Below are 24,556 nucleotides of genomic sequence, written 5' to 3'. Positions count from 1 at the left end.
CGGCTTTTAAAAAACCGCATGGTTAACACGACATTAACCAGCAAGCTGTTAGTTTTCCCTGTCAATCCGGGATCTGGTCAACTGCCGGATCTTGCCGAAACCACAAAAACTACGGGTTCAGGGACATGGGCAGAATGAATTCTCCGACATTCGACGGTCGTCACACGCGTTTCGTGCTGACGGCGTTTTTCGTGCGGCAGGTCATGGCTCTTGCCGGTTTTGCCTTGCTTGCCACGATTGCGCTGGGGATTACCGCACTTGCCACATGGAACGTGGCGGACCCGAGCCTGTCCTATGCAACAGGCAACCAACCCACCAATCTTCTCGGTTACGGCGGCGCAATCTTCGCCGATATCGTGATGCAGTTCCTGGGCCTTTCCGCAATCATCGCGCTTTTGCCGGTGATTGCCTGGGCGATCGCCCTGATCGCCGGTCGCAAGTTCAACCGGATACCCGCCCGCCTCGTCGCCTGGATCGCCGGCGCCATCGTCTGCGCCGCCTCGCTCGGCTGTTTTCCCGCGCCCGTGACATGGCCGCTGCCGAACGGCATCGGTGGCGTCATCGGCGATATGATCCTGCGCTTCCCTGCTCTCTTCATCGGCGCTTACCCCACCGGCACGATTGCGACGGTGCTGGGCGCTATATTCGCTGCTCCCGCCGCCTTGATGATGCTGTTTGCCGCCGGTCTCGTGGGACGCCCGGAAGATGACCTGGAACAGGAGGAACGCGCGCCGGTCGCAAACAAGGCCCGTGCCACCCGTCAGGTCGAGGAAGAAGACGATGACGAGGGCGAAGGTTTCTTCGCCAATATTCTCGCCTTCGGCGCAATCGCACATTATTGGTACATCTCGCAGGCCCGCCTTCGCCGCCTGTTCGGCCTGAAGTCGAAATCCCTGCACGGCGAATTCGAACACCCTTACGATTTCAACGAATATGAATTCGGCACGCTGAACGAACCCTCCCGCCTCAAGACGGCGATCAACCGCCTCGACCAGCGCGCGGAACCGTCTTTCGAAGAACGCGCCGCATCCCGTCGCCAGATGTCGCCTCCCTCGATCGCGCCCGATCATGGTGCGGACGGGGACGACGAACCGTCGTTGGACGCAGACGGTCGGCGATTGCCCAACGGCATTCTCTCGGACGACCACAGCCTGGACGAGAACGACCCGAAATTCGTGGCAAGACAGGCACCTGGGCGCGGCCAACCCAGAATAACCGCCCCTTCCGCACGCCCGAAGCCCAGCGAGCGCGTGGCAAGGGAAGCGCAGGCCTCCTTTATTGCCGCAGACGGTTTCCAGCTGCCCACCGTGCATCTTCTGGCGGAACCCAAGAACGTCGTTCGCGACCATACGCTGAACGAGGAAGTGCTGGAGCAGAATGCCCGCCTTCTGGAAGGGGTTCTCGAGGATTTCGGCGTCAAGGGTGAAATCATTCACGTCCGCCCCGGCCCGGTCGTCACGCTCTACGAACTGGAACCAGCACCCGGCATCAAATCTTCGCGCGTCATTGGCCTTGCCGATGACATCGCCCGCTCCATGAGCGCGATCGCCGCGCGCGTTGCCGTCGTGCCTGGCCGCAACGCCATTGGCATCGAGCTTCCAAACCAGACGCGTGAAACCGTGTTCCTGCGTGAACTGGTCGGCAGCCGCGACTTTGAAAACAGCAAGGCCAAGCTCGCCATGGCGCTCGGCAAGACCATCGGCGGCGAACCCGTCATCGCCGATCTTGCCAAAATGCCGCATCTTCTCGTTGCCGGTACCACGGGTTCGGGCAAGTCGGTCGCCATCAACACCATGATCCTGTCGCTGCTTTACCGCATGTCGCCGGAGCAATGCCGCCTGATCATGATCGACCCGAAAATGCTCGAACTATCGATCTATGACGGTATTCCGCATCTGCTCTCGCCCGTCGTTACCGATCCGAAAAAAGCTGTCGTGGCGCTGAAGTGGACGGTGCGCGAGATGGAGGAGCGCTACAAGAAGATGTCGAAGATCGGTGTGCGCAACATCGATGGCTTCAACAGCCGTGTGCAGCAGGCGATCGACAAGGGCGAAATCCTCACCCGCACGGTGCAGACCGGCTTCGACCGCCAGACCGGCGAGGCAATGTACGAGACGGAAGAATTCGACCTGAAGCCCCTGCCCTATATCGTCGTCATTATCGACGAAATGGCGGATCTTATGATGGTGGCAGGCAAGGATATCGAAGGTGCCGTACAGCGCCTCGCTCAGATGGCGCGTGCCGCTGGCATCCATGTCATCATGGCAACCCAGCGCCCGTCCGTCGACGTCATCACCGGAACCATCAAGGCGAACTTCCCGACCCGCATCTCCTTCCAGGTAACGTCGAAGATCGACAGCCGCACCATTTTGGGCGAACAGGGCGCCGAACAGCTGCTCGGCATGGGCGATATGCTCTATATGGCCGGTGGCGGCCGCATTCAGCGCGTGCACGGTCCCTTCGTTTCCGACAATGAAGTGGAAGAGATCGTCGCCTATCTCAAGACGCAAGGCACGCCGGAATATCTGGAAGCGATCACCGAGGAAGACGATGAGGAAGGCAATGGCGGCGGCCCGGCCGGCGCCGGCAATTTCTCCGATTCGGAAGACCCCTATGATCAGGCCGTGGCTGTCGTGCTGAGGGACGGCAAGGCCTCCACTTCCTACGTCCAGCGGCGTCTCGGCATCGGCTACAACCGCGCCGCCTCGCTGATCGAACGCATGGAGCAGGAAGGCATCATCGGCCCCGCCAATCATGCCGGAAAACGCGAAATACTCGTACCAACGGAAGCAGACATCATCGAGCGGTAATGCCCGTCGCCCAAAAGGCTGTCGTGGTTTCGGGATAACGACATGCGTGAGGCGAAGACGGCAACCAAGCGGGGCGAAGAAGCGTTAATACACGCTTTCAACGTCATGAAGCCGCCGCCTTTATGCGGAAAATCGCTGCGATGAAGGAGAACAGAATGAACGACCTCACCACCGGCGAGATTGCCACCGCAAACACACCAGAGAACGGCGTGACGCGACGTGGCGTGCTGACGGCGTTTTCCATGGCTGCGGTCATGGCCGGCCTGTCGCCGCTCAACGCATTTGCTCAGGCTGCCGGTAACAGCGCGACCGCGCAGAAAATTGCCAATCACTTCTCGTCGGTCAAAACGATGATGGGAGAGTTTGTCCAGTTTGGCCCGCGCGGTGAACAGACCGGCGGCAAATTTTACATCGAACGGCCCGGCAAGCTTCGCTTCAATTATGAAGACCCCTCGCCCATGCGGGTCATCTCCGACGGCAAGAATGTCGTCATCGGCAACATGAAGCTGAAGACATGGGATTTGTATCCATTGTCAAAGACCCCGCTCAGCCTGCTTTTGTCCGACAAGATCGATCTGAGCAACCAGAAGGTCCGGAACGTGAAGGAAGAGTCGGACCTGACTACCATCGTACTGGGTGACAAGAGCGTGTTCGGCGATTCCACCATTACCCTGATGTTTGACCCGAAAACCTTCGATCTGAGGCAATGGACGACGACCGATGCCCAGAACAAGGACACGACTGTCATGATCTTCAACGTGCAGACGGGCGTTAACCTCGACGAACGCGTTTTCAACATCAACTACGAAGAAGTCCGCAAACGCGGCTAAAGGCCGGGCGGTCCACGGCGACAGTTCAAAAGGCGGCCCTGCGGTCGCCTTTTTTATTTTGCCGCTAAAATGCATTCCCGTTTTCATCGCGATGTTATAAGCCTGCGCCCCGGAAACATGTCTCGGAACAATCGGCTTCGAGGCTATAGAAGCGGAGCACATGCATGTCGTTTTCGATAACCACCTGGAACATCAACTCGGTCAGGCTCAGAATGCCGATTGTGGAGCAGTTTCTGGTGCGTTACAAACCCGACATTCTCTGCCTGCAGGAAACGAAATGCCCGAATGGCGAGTTTCCGATGAAGCCGCTGAAGGCGCTCGGTTACGAGCACGTCATCATCCATGGCCAGAAGGGCTACCACGGTGTGGCGATCGCTTCGAAAATTCCGCTGACAGAAGATCATCGTCAGGACTATTGCGGTATAGGCGATGCACGACACATTTCCGCGATTTTTCAGGTTGGATCGCGCCGCATACGGCTGCATAATTTCTATGTTCCGGCTGGCGGTGACGAACCCGACCGGTCGATAAACCCGAAATTCGGCCACAAGCTGGATTTTATCGAAGAGATGAAGGCGCTTCGCGCCGACGGCGTGCCCGGCACCTCGTCCATTCTCGTAGGCGATCTCAACATCGCGCCGCTTGAAAATGACGTCTGGTCGCACAAGCAACTGCTGAAGATCGTTAGCCATACACCGGTGGAAACCGACGGCATGCTCGATATCATGAAGAAGGGCAACTGGCTCGACCTGATGCGGCTGAACGTGCCTGATAGTGAAAAGATTTATACCTGGTGGAGCTACCGCGCCAAGGATTGGGAAGCCGCAGACCGTGGCCGCCGTCTCGACCATATCTGGTCGTCGCAGGATCTCGGCCCCTCGCTTGAAAAGATCGATATCTTGCGCGAAGCACGCGGTTGGAACCGGCCATCCGACCACGTTCCGGTTACGGCCCATTTCCGTTTCTGAAGCGCTGGCTCTTTAAAATCAGGAGAAACGGTTCTGCAAACGGGCCGCGCCCGCCGCGAGTGCGGCGATATTATCTCGAATGCGTGCCGACACGATATCGGCAACCTCCGGAAACTCCTCCACCAGCCGGTGAAAGAGAATGCGCGTTATCCGGATGACCTCGGAATCCTCCGCGGCAATGGCGGTAAATTTCCTCTCACAGAGCGTGAAAAGCGCCAGCTCCGAAAGAAGCGCCCCCTTGCCCGGTGTCGCCTGCAACGCGGGTTTTCCATCCCGCCCGGCCGTAAATAGCTCGAAATGGCCTGACGTCACCGCAAAGGCGCACTCGGCCGGGGAATGTTCCCGGAACAAAGTCTGACCCGCCGCCACGCGGCGGCGTTCCGCGCCGAAGGCGATCAGCCGCAACTGATCGTCGCTGAAGCCCGCAAACAACGGCACTTGCCCCAGAAGCATGATGTCATCCGTCAAGGCCATGTCGATTGCTACTCCAGAAAACCGCCTGCACCACTATAGCGGTTTTCGGATATCGGCCTTCAAAATACAAGATGTTAGAATATTCTGCGTCCTCTCGGACGCAGAAAGGGCGTTCGTTCAGGGAACGATCTTGTATCCGCCGTTCTCGGTCACCAGAATTTCGGCATTGGAGGGGTCTCGCTCGATCTTCTGGCGCAGACGATACACATGCGTTTCGAGCGTATGCGTCGTCACTCCGGAATTATAACCCCAGACCTCTTCCAGCAAGACGTCGCGGGTAACGACGGCGCTCCCGGCGCGGTACAGATAACGGATGATCGCCGCTTCCTTTTCCGTCAGCCGGATTTTTTTGCCGTCTTCAGTCGTCAGCAGCTTCTGGCTGGGTTTGAACTGATAAGGGCCAACGGTGAAAACCGCATCCTCGCTCTGCTCGTATTGACGCAGCTGCGCCCGGATGCGGGCCAGAAGGACGGCGAAGCGGAATGGCTTCGTCACATAATCATTGGCGCCCGCTTCGAGACCGAGGATAGTGTCGGAATCGGTATCGTGCCCGGTCAGCATGATGATCGGTGCCTTGAAGCCACCCTTGCGCAGCAGTTTCACCGCCTCGCGGCCATCCATGTCAGGAAGACCGACATCCATGATCAGAAGATCGACCTGGGCAGTCTTTGCGGTCTGCATCGCCTGCGCAGCGTTTGCGCCGCTCAGAAGCGAGAATTCCTCATAGGGAGATAGTTGCTCAGTCAGCGTCTCCCGAAGATCGTCGTCGTCGTCCACCAAAAGGATAGTGCGAGCCGTCATTCGGATTCTCAGCCTTTCTTACTTTAGCGCATCGGCCCAAAAATCGCCGTTGATTTTCGGAAAGCGCAATGCGTAGTTTAAAAGAGTTAGAGCATCCATTGTGCCTCCGAAATAAGGCACGGCGCTCTAATTGTCAGCCAATTCAGCGGTTTGCCGATAAAAGGTCAACCCATTGCCATGATATTACGAAGTGCTATGACTTCACGTTAGATAACCTGCAAAGCAAAATCTCGTGAAAAACATGAGCAGACAGCCCGTAAAGCAACATAAACGCGCATCGACGCTCATGGTTCGGCCGGCGCCTTTGAAAATAAGCCGGGCCATCGTTCAGCTCGGGCATCTCACCTTTCCCGCAGCGATCGGGCGCAACGGCCGTACCGTGCTCAAACGCGAGGGAGATGGAAAGTCACCGATTTCCGTCACGCGCCTGCTGCACGGATTTTATCGCGGCGACCGTAACCCCGCCATCGCCACGACATTGCCGATGCAACGGACGCAGCAATCCATGCTTTGGTGCGACGAGCCACGCAGCGCCAGTTACAACAGGTTGGTCAAGTCCCCTTTCGCACTGAGCCACGAGGAGATGATGCGAAAGGACGGCCTTTATGACGTTTGCCTCGTGCTCGATTGGAACATCACGTCGAGAAGTCGGAACCGCGGTTCGGCAATCTTCATGCATATGATCCGCCCGGGATATGAGCCGACCGCCGGCTGCGTCGCTCTCCATCCCCGCGACATGAGGCGCATTCTGCCTCATATGCGCAAGGGTACGAAAATTCGCATCCTGTAGATCAGGCACAAAAAAACCCGCCATTCTTGGCGGGTTTTTTTAAAAAAAGAGAAAGCCGGTGATTACGCGGCTTCTTCCTGAGAATCGTCCTCTTCGACGGCCTTGCCGCGCTTCGGACCCTTGGCAAGGTTGACTTCCACCAGGCGGACAGCCTCGGTTTCAGACATCTTGTTGACAGCAGCAATTTCGCGCGCCATGCGATCAAGAGCAGCTTCGTAAAGCTGACGCTCGGAATAGGACTGCTCCGGCTGGTTTTCCGCACGGTAAAGATCGCGAACAACTTCAGCAATCGCGATAAGATCGCCGGAATTGATTTTCGCATCATATTCCTGGGCGCGGCGCGACCACATGGTACGCTTCACACGCGCCTTGCCCTGCACCACTTTCAGCGCCCGCTCGACAAAATCGCCTTCGGAAAGCTTGCGCATGCCGATGCTCACGGCTTTAGCGACGGGAACTTTAAGACGCATCTTGTCTTTTTCGAAATCGATGACAAAAAGCTCAAGCTTCATGCCGGCAACTTCTTGTTCCTCGATGGCAGAAATGGTACCGACACCATGAGCGGGATACACAATCGCTTCACCGGTTTTGAAACCGTGATGTGCTGGAGATTTCTTCTGCTGGGTCGTCATTCGTTCTAAAAACTCCCTGTTACATACCCGGCAACGCCGGGGTTGGGTCGGTCAGGCCCTGATGAGACGGGGGAACCGTCAGGTGACTCCGCACTGGTCCAGCCGTGCACGCAAAAACACACCTTCCCGCATTGCGGGCTTCGATAACGTAAACGCTCGATATGTCACGGAAACCGCGTGCAAAAGAGGTGTTGCTTTCGTGGTGTTTTTGGGCACACAAATGCCACGCTGTGGATCAGTATCGTTGGTGTACCACAAAAATAGGCACAAATCAATAATTTGCTTCGACCGTGGCCGCAACATCACATGGCGGCCAAAGAACCACCTATAAATGGGCTACCGGAATACTGTCAAATGCTTCGTAACCGGTCCCTACCGTATAAGAAGCAAAAAAATTTCACTTCCCAACTGAAGAAACACGAAAGCCTCTTAAACTCTTCGTAATTACACGCCAATATCCGATTCGAATGAAAAGGCAAAATCCGCAAATTGACGGTGCTTTTTTACGTTAAAGTGTGATTTTTGGAGGAATCCACATCAAATGGGCTACAGAAATAATCCAAAACGCGAAAAACAGATCGAAAAAGCACGACAGCAGGCAATTGCCGAAAACGCGCCATTTCTTGATCCGGGTATACTCTATGGAAGAGCAAGCGCCGACGACATAGAATATTATTCCGCCGAAATGCTGGCCGCAAGCGCGGCGCACAGTTTCGAGGCTCTTTCGCGCTGGACTGGAGACGCGCCCCATATCAGCATCGCCCAGGTGGAGGGCGTCACCCCGCGAGATATTCCGGTAACGGTTCTGACGATTATCGGCCGCAATATGCCCTTCCTCTACGATTCCGTCATGGGTGAGGTCACAAGCAGCTATCGCGGCCTCTATCTCGCGGTCCACCCCATTCTGGTGCCGGATGAAACGGCGCAGGCGGGTTATCGCCTTGCGGAGCCTGATGACGATCCCGCCGGGAATATCAGCCTCATCCAGCTGCACATCGCCCCACTGACCCAGCAGGCCGCAACGGCGCTGGAAGAAAGATTGCGTTTCGTGCTGGCGCAGGTTCAGTCCGCCTACAGAGACTGGCGGCCCATGCTGTCGAAACTCGACGAAGCCCTAGACGAATTGTCAAAACGCGGCTCCTCGCGGCGCAGGACCGAGCGCGCGGAAGCCGTCGAGTTTCTCAACTGGCTTCGCAACGACAATTTCACCTTCCTCGGCATGCGCGATTACACCTATTCCGGAACGGGAAAGAACGCGAAAATCGAGCGCGGTGACGGCGTCGGCCTCGGCAGTTTGAGCGATCCGGATGTGCGGGTGCTGCGCCTTGGCAAGGACGCCGTGACGACGACGCCTGAAATCCTCGCCTTCCTCGACGGTCCGGATTTCCTCATCGTCACCAAGGCAAATGTGAAGTCCATCGTGCATCGCCGCGCTTATATGGATTATATCGGCATCAAGCGCTTCGACGAGGATGGGAATGTCATCGGTGAATTGCGCATCGTCGGCCTTTTCACCGCCACCGCCTATACGCGTTCGGTAAAGCACATCCCGCTGCTGCGTGCCAAAATTGCGGATGTCGAGCGGCATTTCGGTTTTGATCCGAACAGCCACTCCGGCCGCATTCTGCAGAACACGCTGGAAGCCTATCCGCGCGACGATCTCTTCCAGATCGAAACGGATCTTCTGATCCGCTTCATCGAGCAAATCATGGAACTGAGCGACCGCCCACGCGTGCGCGTCCTCGCACGTATCGACCGTTTCGACCGCTTCGTCTCGGCCATCATCTTCGTGCCGCGCGAGGAATACAATTCCTATGTGCGCGAGAAGATCGGCGACTATCTGAGCAAGGTCTATGACGGGCATATTTCCGCCTATTACCCGGCCTTCCCCGAAGGCGCTGTCGCCCGCGTCCATTTCATCGTCGGCCGCACGGAAGGCAAGACGCCGCGTATCGCGCAGGACAAGCTGGAGGATGCCGTCAGCGATATCGCAGCACGCTGGATAGACCATTTCGTTGCCCTTTCCGAACCGGGTGCACCGGTGCTGGAGGTGGATCAGGCCTATCAGGAAGCCTTCACGCCGGAAGAGGCGATTGGCGACATGGCGGATATTCTGGCCACCGTGAAGGGTGAGCCGGTCCGCATCGAGTTTTACCAGCAGGAAGGCCAGTCAGCTGAGACGCTGTCGCTGAAGATCTTCCATCGGGATGGCCATCTGCCACTGTCGCGCCGTGTGCCGCTGCTGGAAAACCTCGGTTTCAACGTCATCAGTGAGCGCACCTTCGACATCGGCGTCATCTCGGATGGCGAAAAGCGCGACATCGTGCTGCATGATATGGAACTCGCCGTCGCCAAGGGCGTGACGCTGGATCTGCCGCAATACGGACAGAAACTCGAAGAAGCATTCCTTGCTGCCTTCTCGGGCAAGGTCGATAATGACAACTTCAACCGGCTGATCCTCGCCTGCGGCCTAACCGTGCGCGAAGTGTCCGTCCTGCGCGCCTATGCGCGTTATCTGCGCCAGACCGGAATCGTTTATTCCCAGGAGCATATTTCCGAAACGCTCTTTAAATATCCGGCCATTTCACGGAATATTTTCGCGCTGTTCAAGGCTGGCTTCGATCCGTCCATCGACGAGAAGAAGCGGCTGAAGAAACTGGCAGAGATGCACAAGACGATCGAAGCGGCATTGAGCGGTGTTCCCAATCTCGACGAAGACCGCACCTTGCGGCGTTATGTCAACGCCATCGACGCCACGCTTCGTACCAACTACTTCCAGAAAAACACCGATGGCACGCCGCGTGACCTGTTGGCGTTCAAGTTCGATCCCAAACATCTGGACGGCCTGCCCGATCCGCGTCCCTTCCGCGAAATCTTCGTCTACGGAACCGAAGTAGAAGGCGTGCATCTGCGCTTTGGCAAAGTGGCGCGCGGCGGTCTGCGCTGGTCGGATCGCGGCCAGGATTACCGCACGGAAGTGCTCGGTCTCGTCAAGGCGCAGCAGGTCAAGAATGCGGTGATCGTTCCCGTTGGCGCCAAGGGCGGCTTTTTCCCGAAGAACCTGCCTGTTGGCGGCTCCCGCGACGAGGTCTTCAATGCAGGCCGTGAAGCCTACAAGACCTATATCCGCACTCTTCTGTCCATCACCGACAATATCGTCGACGACGCCGTCGTACCGCCGGCCGATACGTTGCGGCTTGATGGGGACGATCCCTACTTCGTCGTCGCCGCCGATAAGGGGACAGCGACATTCTCCGATACGGCAAACGGCCTCGCCCACGACGCCGGCTTCTGGCTGGACGATGCCTTCGCATCGGGTGGTTCCGCCGGTTACGACCACAAGAAGATGGGAATCACCGCACGCGGTGCCTGGGAAACGGTAAAGCGTCATTTCCGCGAAATGGACACCGACATCCAGACCACGCCCTTCACAGTGGCAGGTGTCGGCGACATGTCCGGCGACGTTTTCGGTAACGGCATGTTGCTGTCGGAAAAGATCAGGCTGATCGCAGCCTTCGATCATCGCGACATCTTCATCGATCCGGATCCCAATACCGACAAATCCTTCGCTGAGCGCAAGCGGCTTTTCGAATTGCCACGCTCAAGCTGGCAGGATTACGACCGTTCAACGCTCTCTAAAGGCGCAATGATCATCTCGCGTTCCGAAAAATCGGTGACGCTGACGCCGGAAGCCGTCGCTGCCATCGGCATCGACAAATCCGTCGCTACACCCTTCGAGATCATGACCGCCATTCTGAAGGCGCCAACCGATCTTCTGTGGTTCGGCGGCATCGGCACCTATATCAAGGCGGCGGTGGAAACCAACGCCGAGGTGGGTGACAGGGCGAACGACCCCATCCGCGTCAACGCCACCGAGCTGCGCGCCAAGGTCATCGGCGAAGGCGCCAATCTCGGCATTACCCAGAAGGGCCGTATCGCCTATGCGCTGGCGGGTGGGCGTTGCAATTCCGACGCCATCGACAACTCGGCCGGCGTGAACTCCTCCGACGTCGAGGTCAATATCAAGATCGCCCTCGCCTCCGCGGTCAATAGCGGTCGCCTGACGATGCCGAAGCGCAACCAGCTTCTTGCCTCCATGACGCCGGAAGTGGCGCAGCTGGTGCTGCGCAACAACTACCTGCAATCGCTGGCAATCTCGCTGACGGAGCGGCTTGGGCTTGCAAACCGGGAAGAACTCGGCCGCCTGATGAGCGCGCTGGAGGCAACCGGCCAACTGAACCGCAAGGTCGAAACCTTGCCGAGCAATGCCGAGCTCAGCGAAAGATATGCCACCGGCAAGCCGCTGACCCGGCCGGAAATCGGCGTGTTGCTTTCCTATGCCAAGCTGACACTGTTCGACGCTCTGGTGGCAAGCCCGCTGCCCGACGAACCCTATCTCCAGCATCTGCTCGCAGACTATTTCCCGGCCAAGATGCAGAAGAACTATGCAGACGATATCAAGGCGCATCGCCTGCACCGCGAAATCGTTGCGACAGCGCTCGCCAATGCCGTGGTAAACCGCGGCGGCCCTGGCTTCGTGCAGAAACTCGCCGATGCGAGCGGCCTCCTGTCGGCGGATGTCGTCAAGGCAGCGGTGATCGTGGAGGACGGTTTCGGCCTCAAACGTCTTTGGAGCGAGGTCGACGCGCTTGACGGAAAGATCGGCGGAGAAGTCCAGAACGGACTTTATGCCACGATCACCCGCATCTACTCCGATGCAAGCAGGCTTTATTTGCAAACCGGGAGCGTGGGCGCTGGAACGAGCGACATGGCAACCGAAATCGAGCGCCTGAAAACTGCCATCAAGACGCTATCGCCGGCAGCGGCGAAATATCGCCGCGAGCTTGGGGTCACGGAAATCGACGGTGTTCCCTCTGGCCTTCTGGAAGAGCTGGATACGCTTTCCCTGCTGGTCTATGTGCCAGAGATCATGCGTATCGCCGAAAATGCGGGCACGACGCTTGCCCGCGCCGCCGAAAGCTACGCCACGGTCTCCTCGACCTTCCGTGTCGCGCGGCTGCTGGATGCCAGCCAGCGCATCACGCCGGCCGATCACTACGAGAGCCTGGCTCTTCTGCGCAGCCAGGACCAGATCGCCTTGTCGAGACGCCGGATCGTCATCTCGGCCCTCACCGAGTATGCGAAGGAAAAGGACCCGGTTCAGGCCTGGTATGCGGCCGACCGCGTGCGCGTCAATCGCATCGTCTCGGAACTCGGTGCACTGAGCGAAAGCGGCGATACCAATCTCGCCCGCCTGACAGTGGCGGCAGGGCTGCTTGGTGATATCGTTCAGACGCGCTGATCGACCATTCGACAAACGCCATCCGGGTGACTGGCCCGGATGGCCATAAATGAAGCGTTTGCGCCGGCATCACGCATTTTATCCCCCATATCCGATAGGACGATGAATGACTGTCCCCTCCCCAAATGCGGAAACAGTGGTTGCCAAACGCGGCATCTGGGGCTGGGTCATGTTCGATTGGGCGGCACAGCCCTTTTTCACGATCGTTACGACCTTCGTTTTCGGACCCTACTTTGTCGCCCGCCTCACCGATGATCCTATTTCGGCGCAGGCGACATGGAGCAATATGGCGACGGTCTCCTCGATCATCATCGCCCTCTTCTCGCCCATCCTCGGCTCCATTGCCGACCAGTCCGGCGCGCGCAAACCGTGGATCGCCTTTTTTGCCGCCATCAAGATCGTCAGTCTTTTATTCCTCTGGTTTGCAGCACCGGGTTCGCCGATCATCCTGCCCATCGTCTGCATGATATTCGCATCCATCGCGGCGGAGTTTTCGATCGTCTTCAACGATTCCATGATGCCGCGACTGACCAATCCGCAGAATGTCGGACGCATTTCCAATCTCGCCTGGGGGCTCGGTTATCTCGGCGGCATGGTGGTGCTGATTGCCGTGGTGACGCTTCTGGCCGCAAATCCACAGACAGGGCTGACTATCGCCGGTATCAAGCCGCTTTTCGGTCTCGATCCCGCAACCGGCGAGGACGCCAGAATAACCGGCCCGATAGCTGCAATCTGGTATTTGCTCTTCATTCTGCCGATGTTTCTGCTGACCCCGGATGCGGACAGGGGCCTACCCTTCGGAGCGGCGATCCGCTCTGGTCTTGCGGAGCTCAAGACAACCCTGCGCGAACTTCGAGACAGACCCGTCCTGTTGCGGTTCCTGATTGCACGTATGCTTTATCAGGACGGCGTCAACGGCGTGCTCATTCTGGGTGGCGTATTTGCGGCGGGAATGTTCGGTTGGGCGACGATGGAAATCGGCCTCTTCGGCATCCTGCTCAACGTTGTCGCCATCGTGGGCTGCTTTGCGGCCGGGCGCGTCGATCAGAAACTTGGCTCGCGGATCACCATCCTCATCAGCCTGGTTCTTCTGCTCATCGCGACGGTCGGCATCGTCTCGACAGAAAAGGGCTCGACACTGTTTGGCTGGATCCAATTGCCGACAGCGGACAATGGCGGCATCTTCGCAACCGGCGCTGAAAAGGCCTATCTGCTCTATGGCATATTGATTGGCCTCGCCTTCGGTCCCGTTCAGGCCTCGTCGCGTTCCTATCTGGCGCGCAACATCACCATTGCCGAGGCGGGACGCTATTTCGGCATCTATGCGCTATCGGGCCGCGCCACCAGTTTCATGGCGACGCTGTCCTTTTCAATAGCAACCTACCTCAGTGGCTCCGCACACATCGGCATGGCCACCCTCATCGTGTTTCTGGGGTTGGGGTTTGTTCTGTTGTTGCGCGTCCCGGAACGGGCAGCAAACTGAAGAACCGGAGAGAGCATTTGAGGGGTCTCACCCGAAATGCTCCAGCCTCCTTCAGAGCTGATCGAGTTTTTGCTGCAATGCGCGCAGCTGCGACTTCAGCTCATCTATTTCGGATGCATTCGGCTTGCGCGTTTCCTTGGGCGCCTGCGGCATTGCAAAAGGTGTGAACCCCTGCATTGCCTGCCGGAACAGTTCCGTATTGCGGCGGATCTGCTCTTCCATCATTTGCAATGGAGCTTGGAAATTCCGGGCAAGCGACCCGTCACCGAACGCCTTGGCCATATGCTCCTGCATCTGGCTCTGCTGATCGGAGAAGGTTTTCATCGAATGTTCGAGAAATGTCGGAACGACCATCTGCATCTGGTCACCGTAGTAGGAGATCAATTGCCGCAGAAACGCCGTTGGCAAAAGCGTATTGCCGGTTTTGGCTTCCTGTTCAACAATGATCTGCGTCAGAACCGCATGAGTGATGTCTTCGGATGATTTGGCGTCCTGAACCTTGAAGTCCTCGCCGCGTTTAACCATCTGCGCCAGATCATCCAGCGTCACATAGGTGCTGGTTCCGGTGTTGTAGAGCCGCCGGTTGGCATATTTTTTAATGATTGTTTCGCCGTCGTGTTTTGCCATGCCCGCCTCCTCGCGATGATGGTATTTTCTTGTTTTTTGGTGTTATTGCTCTTCCCGCGCGAAGTGTATGCGCAAAACAAGCCTCGTGACAAATGTTTTGTGCATCGCAACAGTTTGTTTTTTGCGCAGCAATTTTCCGCAAGATTCCGGCTTGATTTAGCAACATCTTTTAAAGCAACTTTCGGCATTTGACTTGTATTCAAAGCTTTGCCAGTCTCCGCCCGCAAGTGAGGAGAAACAGATGACGCCTTCAATCGTGATTGCCAGCGCTGCGCGCACTGCCGTCGGTTCTTTCAATGGTGGCTTTGCCAATACGCCCGCCCACGAGCTTGGGGCAACCGTCATCAACGCCGTCTTGGAGCGCGCCGGTGTCGCAGCCCGTGAAATCGATGAGGTCATCCTCGGTCAGGTGTTGACGGCAGGCGAAGGGCAGAACCCGGCGCGCCAGGCGGCGATGAAAGCCGGCATTCCGCAGGAGGCAACCGCCTTCGGCATCAATCAGCTATGCGGTTCCGGCCTGCGCGCCGTCGCACTCGGCATGCAGCAGATCGTTACCGGCGACGCGGCCATCATCATTGCCGGCGGGCAGGAATCCATGTCCATGGCGCCCCATTGCGCCCATTTGCGTGGCGGCGTGAAGATGGGCGATTTCAAGATGATCGACACCATGCTGAAAGACGGCCTGACGGATGCCTTTTACGGCTACCACATGGGCATAACCGCCGAGAACATCGCCCGGCAATGGCAGCTTTCCCGTGATGAACAGGACCAGTTCGCTGTCGCATCGCAAAACAAGGCCGAAGCCGCGCAGAGCGCCGGCCGTTTTGCAGATGAGATCGTGGCTTTCTCGGTCAAGGGCCGCAAGGCAGATATTATCATCGATGCTGACGAACATATCCGTACCGGCGTCTCGCTGGAAACCATGGCAAAGCTGCGCCCCGCCTTCGACAAGGAGGGCACGGTAACGGCCGGCAACGCCTCCGGCCTCAATGATGGCGCGGCTGCCACACTTCTGATGTCGGAACAGGAAGCGGCAAAGCGCGGTATCAAACCGCTGGCGCGCATCGCCTCCTGGGCGACGGCGGGTGTCGATCCGCAGATCATGGGAACCGGCCCCATCCCCGCCTCACGCAAGGCGCTGGCCAAGGCAGGCTGGTCGATCGGCGATATCGGCCTCGTTGAGGCCAACGAAGCCTTTGCCGCCCAGTCCTGCGCTGTCGTGCGTGAGCTTGGTCTTGATCCTGATATCGTCAACGTCAATGGCGGTGCGATTGCCATCGGCCATCCGATTGGCGCATCCGGCGCCCGTGTGCTGAACACGCTGATTTTCGAGATGCGCCGCCGCAACGTATCGAAGGGGCTCGTAACGCTCTGCATCGGCGGCGGCATGGGTGTTGCCATGTGCATCGAGGCGCTCTGAAAACCGCCGTGCGGCTTTCCAAAAAGCAATTCCGGTTAAGCGGCCAATAGGGTAGAAGCGGTCTCCCATTGGCCGCATTTCTGTGGCCCTTGAGCACGGCTAAAACAGTTCAGGAAATGGAGGCCATATGAGCCGGGTTGCGTTGATTTCGGGCGGGACAAGCGGCATAGGCGCAGCAATAGCCCGCGCCTTGCAGGCAGCCGGCTACCAGGTGGCCGTCAACTACGCCTTCACGACCGATAGGGCAGAGGCCTTCCAGAAAGAAACCGGCATCCCCGCGTTTCAATGGGACGTGCGAGACTATGATGCCTGCGTGAAAGGCATAGCCCAGGTGGAAGAGGCCTTCGGCCCCGTCGAGGTTCTCGTCAACAATGCCGGCATCACCCGCGATGCGATGTTTCACAAGATGACACCGCAGCAATGGCGCGAGGTGATCGACACCAACCTCACCGGCGTCTTCAACATGACGCATCCCGTCTGGTCGGGTATGCGCGACCGCGGCTTCGGTCGCATCGTCAATATTTCCTCCATCAATGGCCAGAAGGGCCAGGCTGGCCAAGTCAACTATTCCGCCTCAAAGGCTGGCGATATCGGCTTCACCAAGGCGCTCGCCCAGGAAGGCGCAAGCCGCAACATTACCGTCAACGCCATCTGCCCCGGTTACATCGGCACGGAGATGGTGAGGGCTATACCGGAGAAAGTGCTGGCCGAGCGGATCGTGCCGCAAATCCCGGTCGGGCGCCTGGGCGAACCGGAAGAAATCGCGCGCTGCGTTCTGTTTCTCGTGTCGGACGAGGCTGGTTTCATAACCGGCTCCACGATGACCGCAAATGGCGGGCAATATTTCGCCTGAGATCGGGACCCCTTCTAACGGGAAGGAAGCAGGTAAACTTTTCGTGATATCCGCCCTGGTAATATCGCCACGCACAAAAACTTGATCGAAAAATACCGCAATATAGGAACTGCTAAACTAATGAAAATACGACAGTTTTCGTATAGTTTAGAATGAATCCAGAGTTCACTTTCGGATATCCTCGGAGGTTTTTCTTGACAGTGGGTGTCCTGTTTTGGTTTAAGAACGAAAACAACGTGTTGCGTCATACAGGCAGTCGATCATGCTGGTTTGCAGCTGCAATTACATCACCGACCACGATATCCGGGACGTCATTAACGAGCTCCTTGATGAGGACTGTTGGCAGCTTATCGTTCCGGCAAAAGTGTATCATGCCATGGAAAAACGTGGCCGCTGCTGCGGCTGTTTCCCGACTGTCGTCGACCTGATCATACAGACAACCGAAGAATATCACGCCCGTCGCCACTCGACGGAAGCAGATGTTTTTGATTTTATGTCCCGCTTGAAGCGATTCCATGAAGAGAACAGGAGAGCGGACATTGAAAGGCGACACAAGAGTCATCGAGCGGCTTAACGAAGCCCTTTTTCTAGAACTCGGTGCGGTAAACCAGTATTGGCTTCACTACCGACTTCTGAATGACTGGGGCTACACCAAGCTTGCAAAGAAGGAGCGTGCGGAATCCATCGAAGAGATGCAGCACGCCGACAAGATCATCGATCGTATCATTTTCCTGGAAGGTCATCCCAACCTCCAGACCCTGGCTCCCCTGCGCATCGGTCAGAACGTCAAGGAAGTGCTCGAAGCCGATCTGGCGGGCGAATATGACGCACGGACGTCCTACAAGAAATCGCGCGACATCTGTTCCGAGGCCGGAGACTATGTCTCGATGAAGCTCTTCGAAGCACTGCTGATCGACGAGGAAGGTCACATCGACTTCCTTGAGACCCAGCTCGAACTGCTCGGCAAGATCGGTGCGGAAAAATACGGCCAACTCAACGCCGATTCCGCCAACGAAGCAGAATAAGCTTTCGCAATCGACCAAAGAAAAGGCGGCCAGTGGCCGCCTTTTTTATTACTTGCCGGCAAGGTGCCGGAATTCCGCAACCACTTTCTCGTAGACCGCGCGCTTGAAGGGCACGATGAGCTCTGGCAGGCTTTCCATCGGCTTCCAGTCCCAGGCGTCGAATTCAGCCGTATGCCCTGTTGGAGGTGGGTCGATCTGGATTTCGCTTTCGTCGCCATCGAAACGGAAGGCAAACCAGCGTTGCGCCTGCCCGCGATACTTGCCTCTCAGGCCGATGCCGATCAGTTCGGGCGGCAGATCATAATGGATCCAGTCGCTCGCTTCCGCCAGCAACGTCACCGTTTTCATCCCCGTCTCTTCGTAAAGTTCGCGAATGGCGGCCGTCAAAGGCCGTTCACCGTCATCGATGCCGCCCTGCGGCATCTGCCACAATTGCGGTGAACCGTCATATTCCGAATTGCCTTCCCTGATGCGCCGGCCGGCCCAGACAAGGCCTTCGGCGTTCAGAACCATAATCCCCGCACAGGGACGGTAAGGCAAATCTTCTGCTTTGATTGTCATTGGAAACCCGCACTGTCTGCGCGCCGAAAAGGCGCTAAGGAATGGCCGCGCAGAAGGTTTACTGCCCCGCCTGCTGCGAAACAAGCGCAGAAACACCAACGATCTCGATACCGCGGCCGCCCGCCTCCCGCGACCACTTCGAGATTGCAGCGATGCTTTCGTCAAAAGCCGAGGCAACGCCGATCGCCTGACCGTTACGTCGCGCGATCCGCTCCAATTCGTCCAGCTTGCGCAGGATAGTGGCTTCGGTGACCTCACCGTCAAGCAGAACATCGGCAAAGCCCTGCGGCGCGGAAATGGCTTTGGCAATCCCGCCGCTCAGCGACTGCGCCGAAGAGGCATCGTCCAGAAAAAGCAGCCCGCGCTTGCCGATATCGCGCATGACCGGCTCCAGCGCCGCCTGCTCGGAAAGGAAACGCCCGCCGAGATAATTCATGATGCCAGTATAATTGGTAATTTTCGCCATGGAGCGATGCAGCCGGTCGATATTGACCTTCGCGGGATCGCCCGCCAGCAGCGTGTCCGGGCCGGGATTGGTGCCGGGATACCCGAAGGGCTCCAGCGGTATCTGGAGAAGGATTTCATGCCCCTCACGGCGCGCTTCCTGCATCCAGCGCTGCAGGCTGTTGCCGCTTGCAGCAAAACCGAGCGTCACCTCCGGCGGCAGTTCCCGGATCGCCTTTTGCGAACCCGTCTGGCTGAGGCCGAGACCACCGACCACGATCGCCACCCGGGTGCCGCGTGCGCCGGACCATGGCCGGGCATATTGCTCCATCGGCCGCAAACCATCGGCACCGACGACCGGCAATCTGCCGAATGCGGTTTCTTCCAGCAATGCATCATTCGGCCGCGTGGCCATGCGCGGATCCTGACCGTAGGTCTGGCCGCTCATCAGCACCGGTCCGTCGCTGTCACGGGGGCGAGGAGAATAGACCGATACCACATTGCCATCCGGCATCGTCGCCCGATTTATATTGGCGCCGGAGCGGCCGCTTTCCGGCTTCAGACCAGCCGTGTCGTTGGGATCCGCCACATCGGCTGCTGCTGTTTTCGGAGCATCTTCGGGGAGCTGGGGCTGGGTGTCCGGCCCGGAAGCCGTCTTCTGCAGATTGCCGGGCGACAGGGCCGTATAGACGGAAAGCCCGCCGATCGTCAGAACTGCAAGCGCGGACAGAACCATAATGACGGAAAAGCGCCGGTTGATACCGGCGCTTTTTTTCTGTCGACCCAGAAGCGGTTTTCGCAGGTCAGAAGGCAATGAACGATCCGTCCAAACGGTTAGGCAATCGAGAAAATGCGCCGGCTGGCCGGCGCATCCATCTTACTGCTTGTTGACCACAGCCTTGTCCGGGTTCGGCGGGAACGACGGATCGGTCTTGGCACCGCGCAACAGGTCCAGCGCATAATTCAGCTGGATATCGTCCTTGGCTTCCGGCGGAACGTAAGCGGAAGAACCTGAACCTTCGTCAGTTTCGCTCTGGCCCTTTATATGGCCGGTCAGGCTGGATTCACCTTCGGTCGTGACACGACCCTGCAATTCCGGCGGCAGCGGCTGTTCGACCTTGATATCAGGCGTAATGCCCGTGCCCTGGATCGATTTGCCAGACGGCGTGTAATAAAGCGCCGTGGTCAGACGCAGCGCGCCGGCCTCGCCGAGCGGGATGATCGTCTGGACCGAACCCTTGCCGAAGGAGCGCGTGCCGACCACAGTCGCGCGACGCAGATCCTGCAGCGCACCGGCGACGATTTCAGACGCCGAAGCAGAGCCACCGTTGATGAGCACGATAACCGGCTTGCCATCGGTCAGATCGCCAGCCGTTGCATTGAAGCGACGGGTCTCGTCCGGGTTACGGCCACGGGTCGAAACGACTTCGCCACGCTGGAGGAAGGCGTCGGAAACATTGATCGCCTGATCGAGCAGACCACCGGGGTTGAGACGCAGATCGAGCACGTAGCCCTTCAGCTTGTCAGCCGGCACATCCGTCTTGATCTTCTTGATCGCCTTTTCGAGATCGTCATAGGTCTTCTCGGTAAATGAGATGACGCGGAGATAACCGACATCGCCCTCGACACGGGACTTAACCGCGCGTACGGCAATGACATCACGCATGACGGTGAATTCGAGCGGTTTGTCGGCGCCCTGGCGGATGATCGTCAGCTTGATCGGCGTCTTGACCGCGCCGCGCATCTTCTCGACCGCCTGCTCCAGCTTCAGACCGCGAACCGGCGTACCGTCGATTTCCGAAATATAGTCGCCGGCAAGAATGCCTGCGCGCGAAGCCGGCGTGTCGTCCATCGGCGAGATGACTTTGACCAGTTCATTTTCCATGGTCACTTCGATGCCGAGACCGCCGAACTCACCCTTGGTCTGGGTGCGCATGTCGTTGGCGTCCTTGGCATTCATGAAGCTCGAATGCGGATCAAGCGAGCTGAGCATGCCGTTGATGGCATTTTCGACCAGCTTCTCGTCATCCGGCGGCGTCACATATTGCGCACGCACACGTTCGAACACGTCGCCAAAGATTGACAGTTCCTTATAGGTCGAAGGCCCGGCCGCCTGTGCCGGCATGCTCGCCGAATAAATCACACTCATCGCCGTGGCGCCCATAAGCCCACCGATAAGGAGAAGCGAAACCTTACGAATCATTGTGCGCCCTTCCGGTATTTTTTGCGGTCCACCAAGGTTGGGAATCAACCGGCACACCATCTTTCCTGAACTCAATGTAGAGCGTTGGCCGGTCGGTTTCCAGCGCCAATGCTGCTGCACTCGCTACTCTTTTTGCACCCATGGAGGCGATTGGCTCTCCGGAGAACACAAACATTCCCTGTCGTGTCCTCACATTGTCCATTCCCGTCATGACCACATGGTATCCGTCACCCGTATTGAGGATGATCATTCGGCCGTAACTGCGAAAATCTCCGGCAAATACAACAAAGCCGTCTGCGGGTGCCGTCACGATGGCCTCAGGTCCGGTCGCGACGACAATTCCCTTGGAAAAGTGGCCCGTACCATCCGCATCGCCGAACCGGCGCAACACATCTCCAGCCACCGGCAGGTCCAGCTTTGCCTTCAAACTCGCGAAGGGATATGCGGGCGCAATACGGTTTTTATCGGGCATTCCCGCCTCGGCTGCGGCACGCTCCTTCTCACGTTCCGCTTCGGAAAGACGGGCCACGCGCTGCTCTTCCGCACGCGCCCTTTCCATGGCTTCCCGCACCGAACTGATCTCACTTTCAAGCGAACCGACCAGACCCTCGAGGCTGGTCGCCTTGCTTGCAAGCTCCTCGGATCGCTTGCGTTCCGCCTCCAGCGCCGCGGCGGTCTGCGAATTTCTGCGGTCGTTTTCAGCAAGCAGCAGGTCGAGGCGTTTTTCCTCTTCCAGACTTGCCGTCATCATACCCGTAAGATCGTCCTTTTCGCGAGCGATTGCCTGCCTGACGTCGGTCAATTCTTTGAGAGCAGAAACCAGCTTGTCGGTCTCACCGCGAATGCCGGGCACGACGGCGCCGAGAAGAATGGCGCTGCGCACCGAGGCCAGCGCATCATCAGGCGAAACGAGAAGGGCGGGGGGAGGGTTTCTGCCCATACGCTGCAGCGCCGCCAGAACCTCCGCCAGCACGCCACGCCTCTCGCGCAGGGATGCCTTGACGCCATCTTCGCGGACCGAAAGCTTGGCCAGACGATCCTCGCCATCGCTGATCTTGGTTTCCAGTGCCTTGCGGCGCGCAGCCGACGCTATCAGCTCGTCGCGGATACGGGCGCTATCCTGATTAAGGGAAGCAATGCTTTCCTCGAGATTTCGGGTCTTGTCTTCCGAAAGTCCGATGCTGTCGACCAGCTCTTCCAAATCCTGGCGGTTCTGATCACGGCGCTTTTCCAGCGTCTGAAGCGCCTCCGGCGACGAATCACCCTCACCAGCAGGCGCAGCACCCGCATCATCGCGCGAAAAGGCGCGTTCAACGGGGGAAATCCCCAGGACAAGGACAGCGAAAACCGCGCCCGCAAGGGCAGCGTGGCGTTTTCGTTGAGACCTCTTGTCCATTTGAACTTTCTTTGATGCCGAAGCAGGAGCGCCGATATTAGGGATTTTGCCCCAATCTTCCAAGAGGCCAGAAACAGGCTGGCTTCAAAGCCTTCACGCCTTTCCGTCTCGCGAAGCTTCATGTTGAAATTGAGACAATTTTCCACATGAAGATCACGCTCAAACGCGATGATAGGGATGACCGGAGAGGATGGTGACGGCGCGGTAAAGCTGTTCGGCGATCAGAATACGAACGATCTGGTGCGGCCATGTGAGCTTGCCGAGATTAAGAACGGCCGCCGCTCTGTCGTAAAGTGCAGGATCTAGCCCGTCGGCGCCACCAATCGCGATCACGAGGTCGCGCTTGCCGCTATCACGCAGATCGCCAAAAAATGAGGCAAAGGCCGGACTATCCAGCGCCTTGCCGCGCTCGTCCAGCAGCACGAGCACGGTACCATCAGCCAGATGTTTTTCCAGCATCGCCGCTTCTTCGCGCTTGCGCGTCTCCGCGTTCGATGCCCGGCTTTCCGCGACCTCAATCACGCGCGAAAACTCCAGCCCGATCGCCGGGCCGGTCTTGGCAAGGCGTTCGATATAACGGGTCGCAAGATCCTTTTCCGGGCCGGATTTCAGCCGTCCCACCGCAAAAATCGAAATCCGCATCGCAAACCTGCATCCATCGTGACCCAACAGGGTCACGCTCTTAACAGCATAGCCTACGGATTCCTATGCGGCCGGCTTGCTTTCCGACCACACACATCGACCCGAAATCAAAAATGATATTCGGGAGGCCCGATGTGCGACGTCAAAGGCTCACCGCATCAATGCAGCGTGTCTTCCGGCATTTCCGGCGTCGCCCACATTTTTTCAATGTTGTAGAAGACACGGATTTCCGGACGGAACACATGAACGATGATATCGCCGGTATCGATCAGCACCCAATCTCCGGTCTCGAGACCTTCGACGCGGGCGCTTCCAAACCCTTCATCCTTCATATCCTTGAGAAGATGCTCGCAGATCGCCGAGACATGCCTGTTCGATCGCCCGGAGACCACCACCATGTAGTCCGCAAGCGCCGATTTTCCGGCAATGTCGAGAGATACGATATCTTCAGCCTTGGAGTCCTCGAGGCTCGCGAGGACGGTTTCGAGGGCGTGGTCGGCGGCATCGGCGCCACTGTCCTGACCCTTCGGGATAGCAACAAATGCTCTTCCCTTGGCGTGTACTGTTGTCAGAGGTTTTCCCTTTCCAAGAATGACAAAACAGGCACTGGCGACGCGAATCTGTGCGTCACCAGATTAAGGTGGCACCAAAGCATTAACTTTTCAAGATATGGAGCCTTCAACGGCTGTCGCATACATCATTTGTGATTATTGCGGAGCGCCGTCGAACTGAGCGTCGAACGCGGACCATGGATAAAGACCCAGGCAGGCGCCTTTTTTTTCCACAAAACACCCGCATCATCCTCATCGATCCGCGCCTGGCTATAGGCCTGCGCCATGGTGGAGGAGAGGTAGGAGAGGGTGGAACCCGGCCGGTCGATCACCGCAATCGGAAAGGTCTCGGCGATCCTTCGCCATTGTTGCCAGCGATGGAAGCTTTTCAGATTGTCGGCTCCCATGATCCAGATGAAGCGAACATGCGGATTTTTTGCTTTCACCTTGGCAAGCGTATTGGCCGTGTAGCTGATCCCCAGCGATTTTTCAAAAGCCGTCACCTTGATGCGGGGATCGCTGACCAGCCTTTCGCAGGCGGCGATACGATCCTCCAGAGATGCCAGCTCCGAGCGGCTTTTCAGCGGATTGCCTGGCGTCACCATCCACCAGAGCTGGTCTAGACCCAGCCTGCGAAGCGCTATTTCGGCAACAAGGGCATGGCCGGCATGCGGCGGATTGAAGGAGCCGCCAAACAGCCCGACGACCATGCCGCGCTCCGCATGCGGCATGGTGAGATAACGT

20 protein-coding genes and 1 pseudogene are annotated in these 24,556 nt (G+C 57.8%); 10 read left to right on the top strand and 11 right to left on the bottom strand.

Annotated elements, in window-relative coordinates:
• The first annotated feature begins 134 nt into the window (after positions 1 to 134).
• The 3 genes from FB593_RS15570 (at position 135) to FB593_RS15560 (ending at position 4,608) form a co-directional block, all read left to right on the top strand.
• Complete coding sequence (locus FB593_RS15570; RefSeq protein ID WP_162696495.1) at positions 135 to 2,810, top strand: DNA translocase FtsK; 2,676 nt, start codon at positions 135 to 137, stop codon at positions 2,808 to 2,810.
• Positions 2,811 to 2,965: 155 nt separating this feature from the next.
• The gene (locus FB593_RS15565; protein ID WP_013636963.1) at positions 2,966 to 3,640 is read left to right on the top strand and encodes an outer membrane lipoprotein carrier protein LolA; all 675 of its coding nucleotides are present in this window, start codon (positions 2,966 to 2,968) and stop codon (positions 3,638 to 3,640) included.
• A gap of 164 nt (positions 3,641 to 3,804) precedes the next feature.
• Positions 3,805 to 4,608, top strand: a complete 804-nt coding sequence (locus FB593_RS15560; RefSeq protein WP_013636964.1) for an exodeoxyribonuclease III — start codon at positions 3,805 to 3,807, stop codon at positions 4,606 to 4,608.
• 18 nt (positions 4,609 to 4,626) lie between these two features.
• Here FB593_RS15560 and FB593_RS15555 read toward each other — a convergent pair whose 3' ends face one another.
• Both FB593_RS15555 and FB593_RS15550 read right to left on the bottom strand, forming a co-directional pair.
• Positions 4,627 to 5,082, bottom strand: coding sequence for a cyclic nucleotide-binding domain-containing protein (locus FB593_RS15555; protein ID WP_003516486.1), 456 nt, complete (start codon positions 5,080 to 5,082; stop codon positions 4,627 to 4,629).
• Positions 5,083 to 5,199: 117 nt separating this feature from the next.
• Positions 5,200 to 5,883, bottom strand: coding sequence for a response regulator transcription factor (locus FB593_RS15550; RefSeq protein WP_003492637.1), 684 nt, complete (start codon positions 5,881 to 5,883; stop codon positions 5,200 to 5,202).
• Between the two features lie 286 nt (positions 5,884 to 6,169).
• On the opposite strand from FB593_RS15550, the gene FB593_RS15545 reads away from it, so the two are divergent.
• Positions 6,170 to 6,673: a L,D-transpeptidase family protein gene (locus FB593_RS15545; RefSeq protein ID WP_041694570.1), complete on the top strand. Its 504-nt coding sequence runs from the start codon at positions 6,170 to 6,172 to the stop codon at positions 6,671 to 6,673.
• 62 nt (positions 6,674 to 6,735) lie between these two features.
• On the opposite strand, the gene FB593_RS15540 is transcribed toward FB593_RS15545, so the two are convergent.
• Positions 6,736 to 7,305, bottom strand: a complete 570-nt coding sequence (locus FB593_RS15540) for a CarD family transcriptional regulator (RefSeq protein ID WP_003492641.1) — start codon at positions 7,303 to 7,305, stop codon at positions 6,736 to 6,738.
• A gap of 541 nt (positions 7,306 to 7,846) precedes the next feature.
• On the opposite strand from FB593_RS15540, the gene FB593_RS15535 reads away from it, so the two are divergent.
• Entirely contained in the window at positions 7,847 to 12,607 is a 4,761-nt protein-coding gene (locus FB593_RS15535) for an NAD-glutamate dehydrogenase (protein WP_145166734.1), read from the top strand.
• Between the two features lie 106 nt (positions 12,608 to 12,713).
• A complete protein-coding gene (locus FB593_RS15530; protein ID WP_113473332.1) occupies positions 12,714 to 14,090 on the top strand; it encodes an MFS transporter in 1,377 nt (458 codons plus the stop codon).
• 51 nt (positions 14,091 to 14,141) lie between these two features.
• Here the strand turns inward: FB593_RS15530 and phaR are convergent, their stop codons facing one another.
• On the bottom strand, positions 14,142 to 14,717 hold the full coding sequence (phaR, locus tag FB593_RS15525) for a polyhydroxyalkanoate synthesis repressor PhaR (RefSeq protein ID WP_003516476.1): 576 nt from the start codon (positions 14,715 to 14,717) through the stop codon (positions 14,142 to 14,144).
• A gap of 241 nt (positions 14,718 to 14,958) precedes the next feature.
• On the opposite strand from phaR, the gene FB593_RS15520 reads away from it, so the two are divergent.
• The 4 genes from FB593_RS15520 (at position 14,959) to bfr (ending at position 18,015) form a co-directional block, all read left to right on the top strand.
• Positions 14,959 to 16,137: an acetyl-CoA C-acetyltransferase gene (locus FB593_RS15520; protein ID WP_113473333.1), complete on the top strand. Its 1,179-nt coding sequence runs from the start codon at positions 14,959 to 14,961 to the stop codon at positions 16,135 to 16,137.
• 127 nt (positions 16,138 to 16,264) lie between these two features.
• Positions 16,265 to 16,990, top strand: coding sequence for an acetoacetyl-CoA reductase (gene phbB / locus FB593_RS15515; protein WP_003516474.1), 726 nt, complete (start codon positions 16,265 to 16,267; stop codon positions 16,988 to 16,990).
• A gap of 262 nt (positions 16,991 to 17,252) precedes the next feature.
• Positions 17,253 to 17,564 carry a bacterioferritin-associated ferredoxin gene (locus FB593_RS15510; protein ID WP_013636971.1) on the top strand — a complete coding sequence of 104 codons (312 nt, stop codon included), beginning with the start codon at positions 17,253 to 17,255 and terminating at the stop codon, positions 17,562 to 17,564.
• Positions 17,530 to 18,015 carry a bacterioferritin gene (bfr, locus tag FB593_RS15505; RefSeq protein WP_003516472.1) on the top strand — a complete coding sequence of 162 codons (486 nt, stop codon included), beginning with the start codon at positions 17,530 to 17,532 and terminating at the stop codon, positions 18,013 to 18,015. The genes FB593_RS15510 and bfr overlap by 35 nt, the downstream gene beginning before the upstream one ends.
• 48 nt (positions 18,016 to 18,063) lie before the next feature.
• Here bfr and FB593_RS15500 read toward each other — a convergent pair whose 3' ends face one another.
• The 7 genes and pseudogenes from FB593_RS15500 to FB593_RS15470 all read right to left on the bottom strand — a co-directional run bounded on the left by FB593_RS15500 (position 18,064) and on the right by FB593_RS15470 (position 24,543).
• Complete coding sequence (locus FB593_RS15500) at positions 18,064 to 18,576, bottom strand: RNA pyrophosphohydrolase (protein ID WP_013636972.1); 513 nt, start codon at positions 18,574 to 18,576, stop codon at positions 18,064 to 18,066.
• Between the two features lie 58 nt (positions 18,577 to 18,634).
• On the bottom strand, positions 18,635 to 19,834 hold the full coding sequence (locus FB593_RS15495; RefSeq protein ID WP_025594653.1) for a divergent polysaccharide deacetylase family protein: 1,200 nt from the start codon (positions 19,832 to 19,834) through the stop codon (positions 18,635 to 18,637).
• A 63-nt stretch (positions 19,835 to 19,897) separates the two neighbouring features.
• A complete protein-coding gene (locus tag FB593_RS15490) occupies positions 19,898 to 21,223 on the bottom strand; it encodes a S41 family peptidase (RefSeq protein WP_003516467.1) in 1,326 nt (441 codons plus the stop codon).
• On the bottom strand, positions 21,213 to 22,619 hold the full coding sequence (locus FB593_RS15485) for a murein hydrolase activator EnvC family protein (protein WP_065660031.1): 1,407 nt from the start codon (positions 22,617 to 22,619) through the stop codon (positions 21,213 to 21,215). Before FB593_RS15485 ends, FB593_RS15490 begins: the two co-directional genes overlap by 11 nt.
• Positions 22,620 to 22,778: 159 nt before the next feature.
• Positions 22,779 to 23,261: a 23S rRNA (pseudouridine(1915)-N(3))-methyltransferase RlmH gene (rlmH, locus tag FB593_RS15480; RefSeq protein ID WP_003516464.1), complete on the bottom strand. Its 483-nt coding sequence runs from the start codon at positions 23,259 to 23,261 to the stop codon at positions 22,779 to 22,781.
• Between the two features lie 158 nt (positions 23,262 to 23,419).
• Positions 23,420 to 23,864 (bottom strand): annotated as a pseudogene (gene rsfS, locus FB593_RS15475) (ribosome silencing factor).
• A 94-nt stretch (positions 23,865 to 23,958) separates the two neighbouring features.
• Positions 23,959 to 24,543, bottom strand: coding sequence for a nicotinate-nucleotide adenylyltransferase (locus FB593_RS15470; RefSeq protein ID WP_075807713.1), 585 nt, complete (start codon positions 24,541 to 24,543; stop codon positions 23,959 to 23,961).
• Between the last annotated feature and the right edge of the window lie 13 nt (positions 24,544 to 24,556).

The sequence above is a fragment of the Rhizobium sp. SJZ105 genome, assembly GCF_007828365.1.
GTDB classification, from domain to species: Bacteria; Pseudomonadota; Alphaproteobacteria; order Rhizobiales; family Rhizobiaceae; genus Agrobacterium; species Agrobacterium tumefaciens.
Note: the sequence above shows the minus strand (reverse complement) of the source record. Positions and strands in the feature narration are given on the sequence as shown.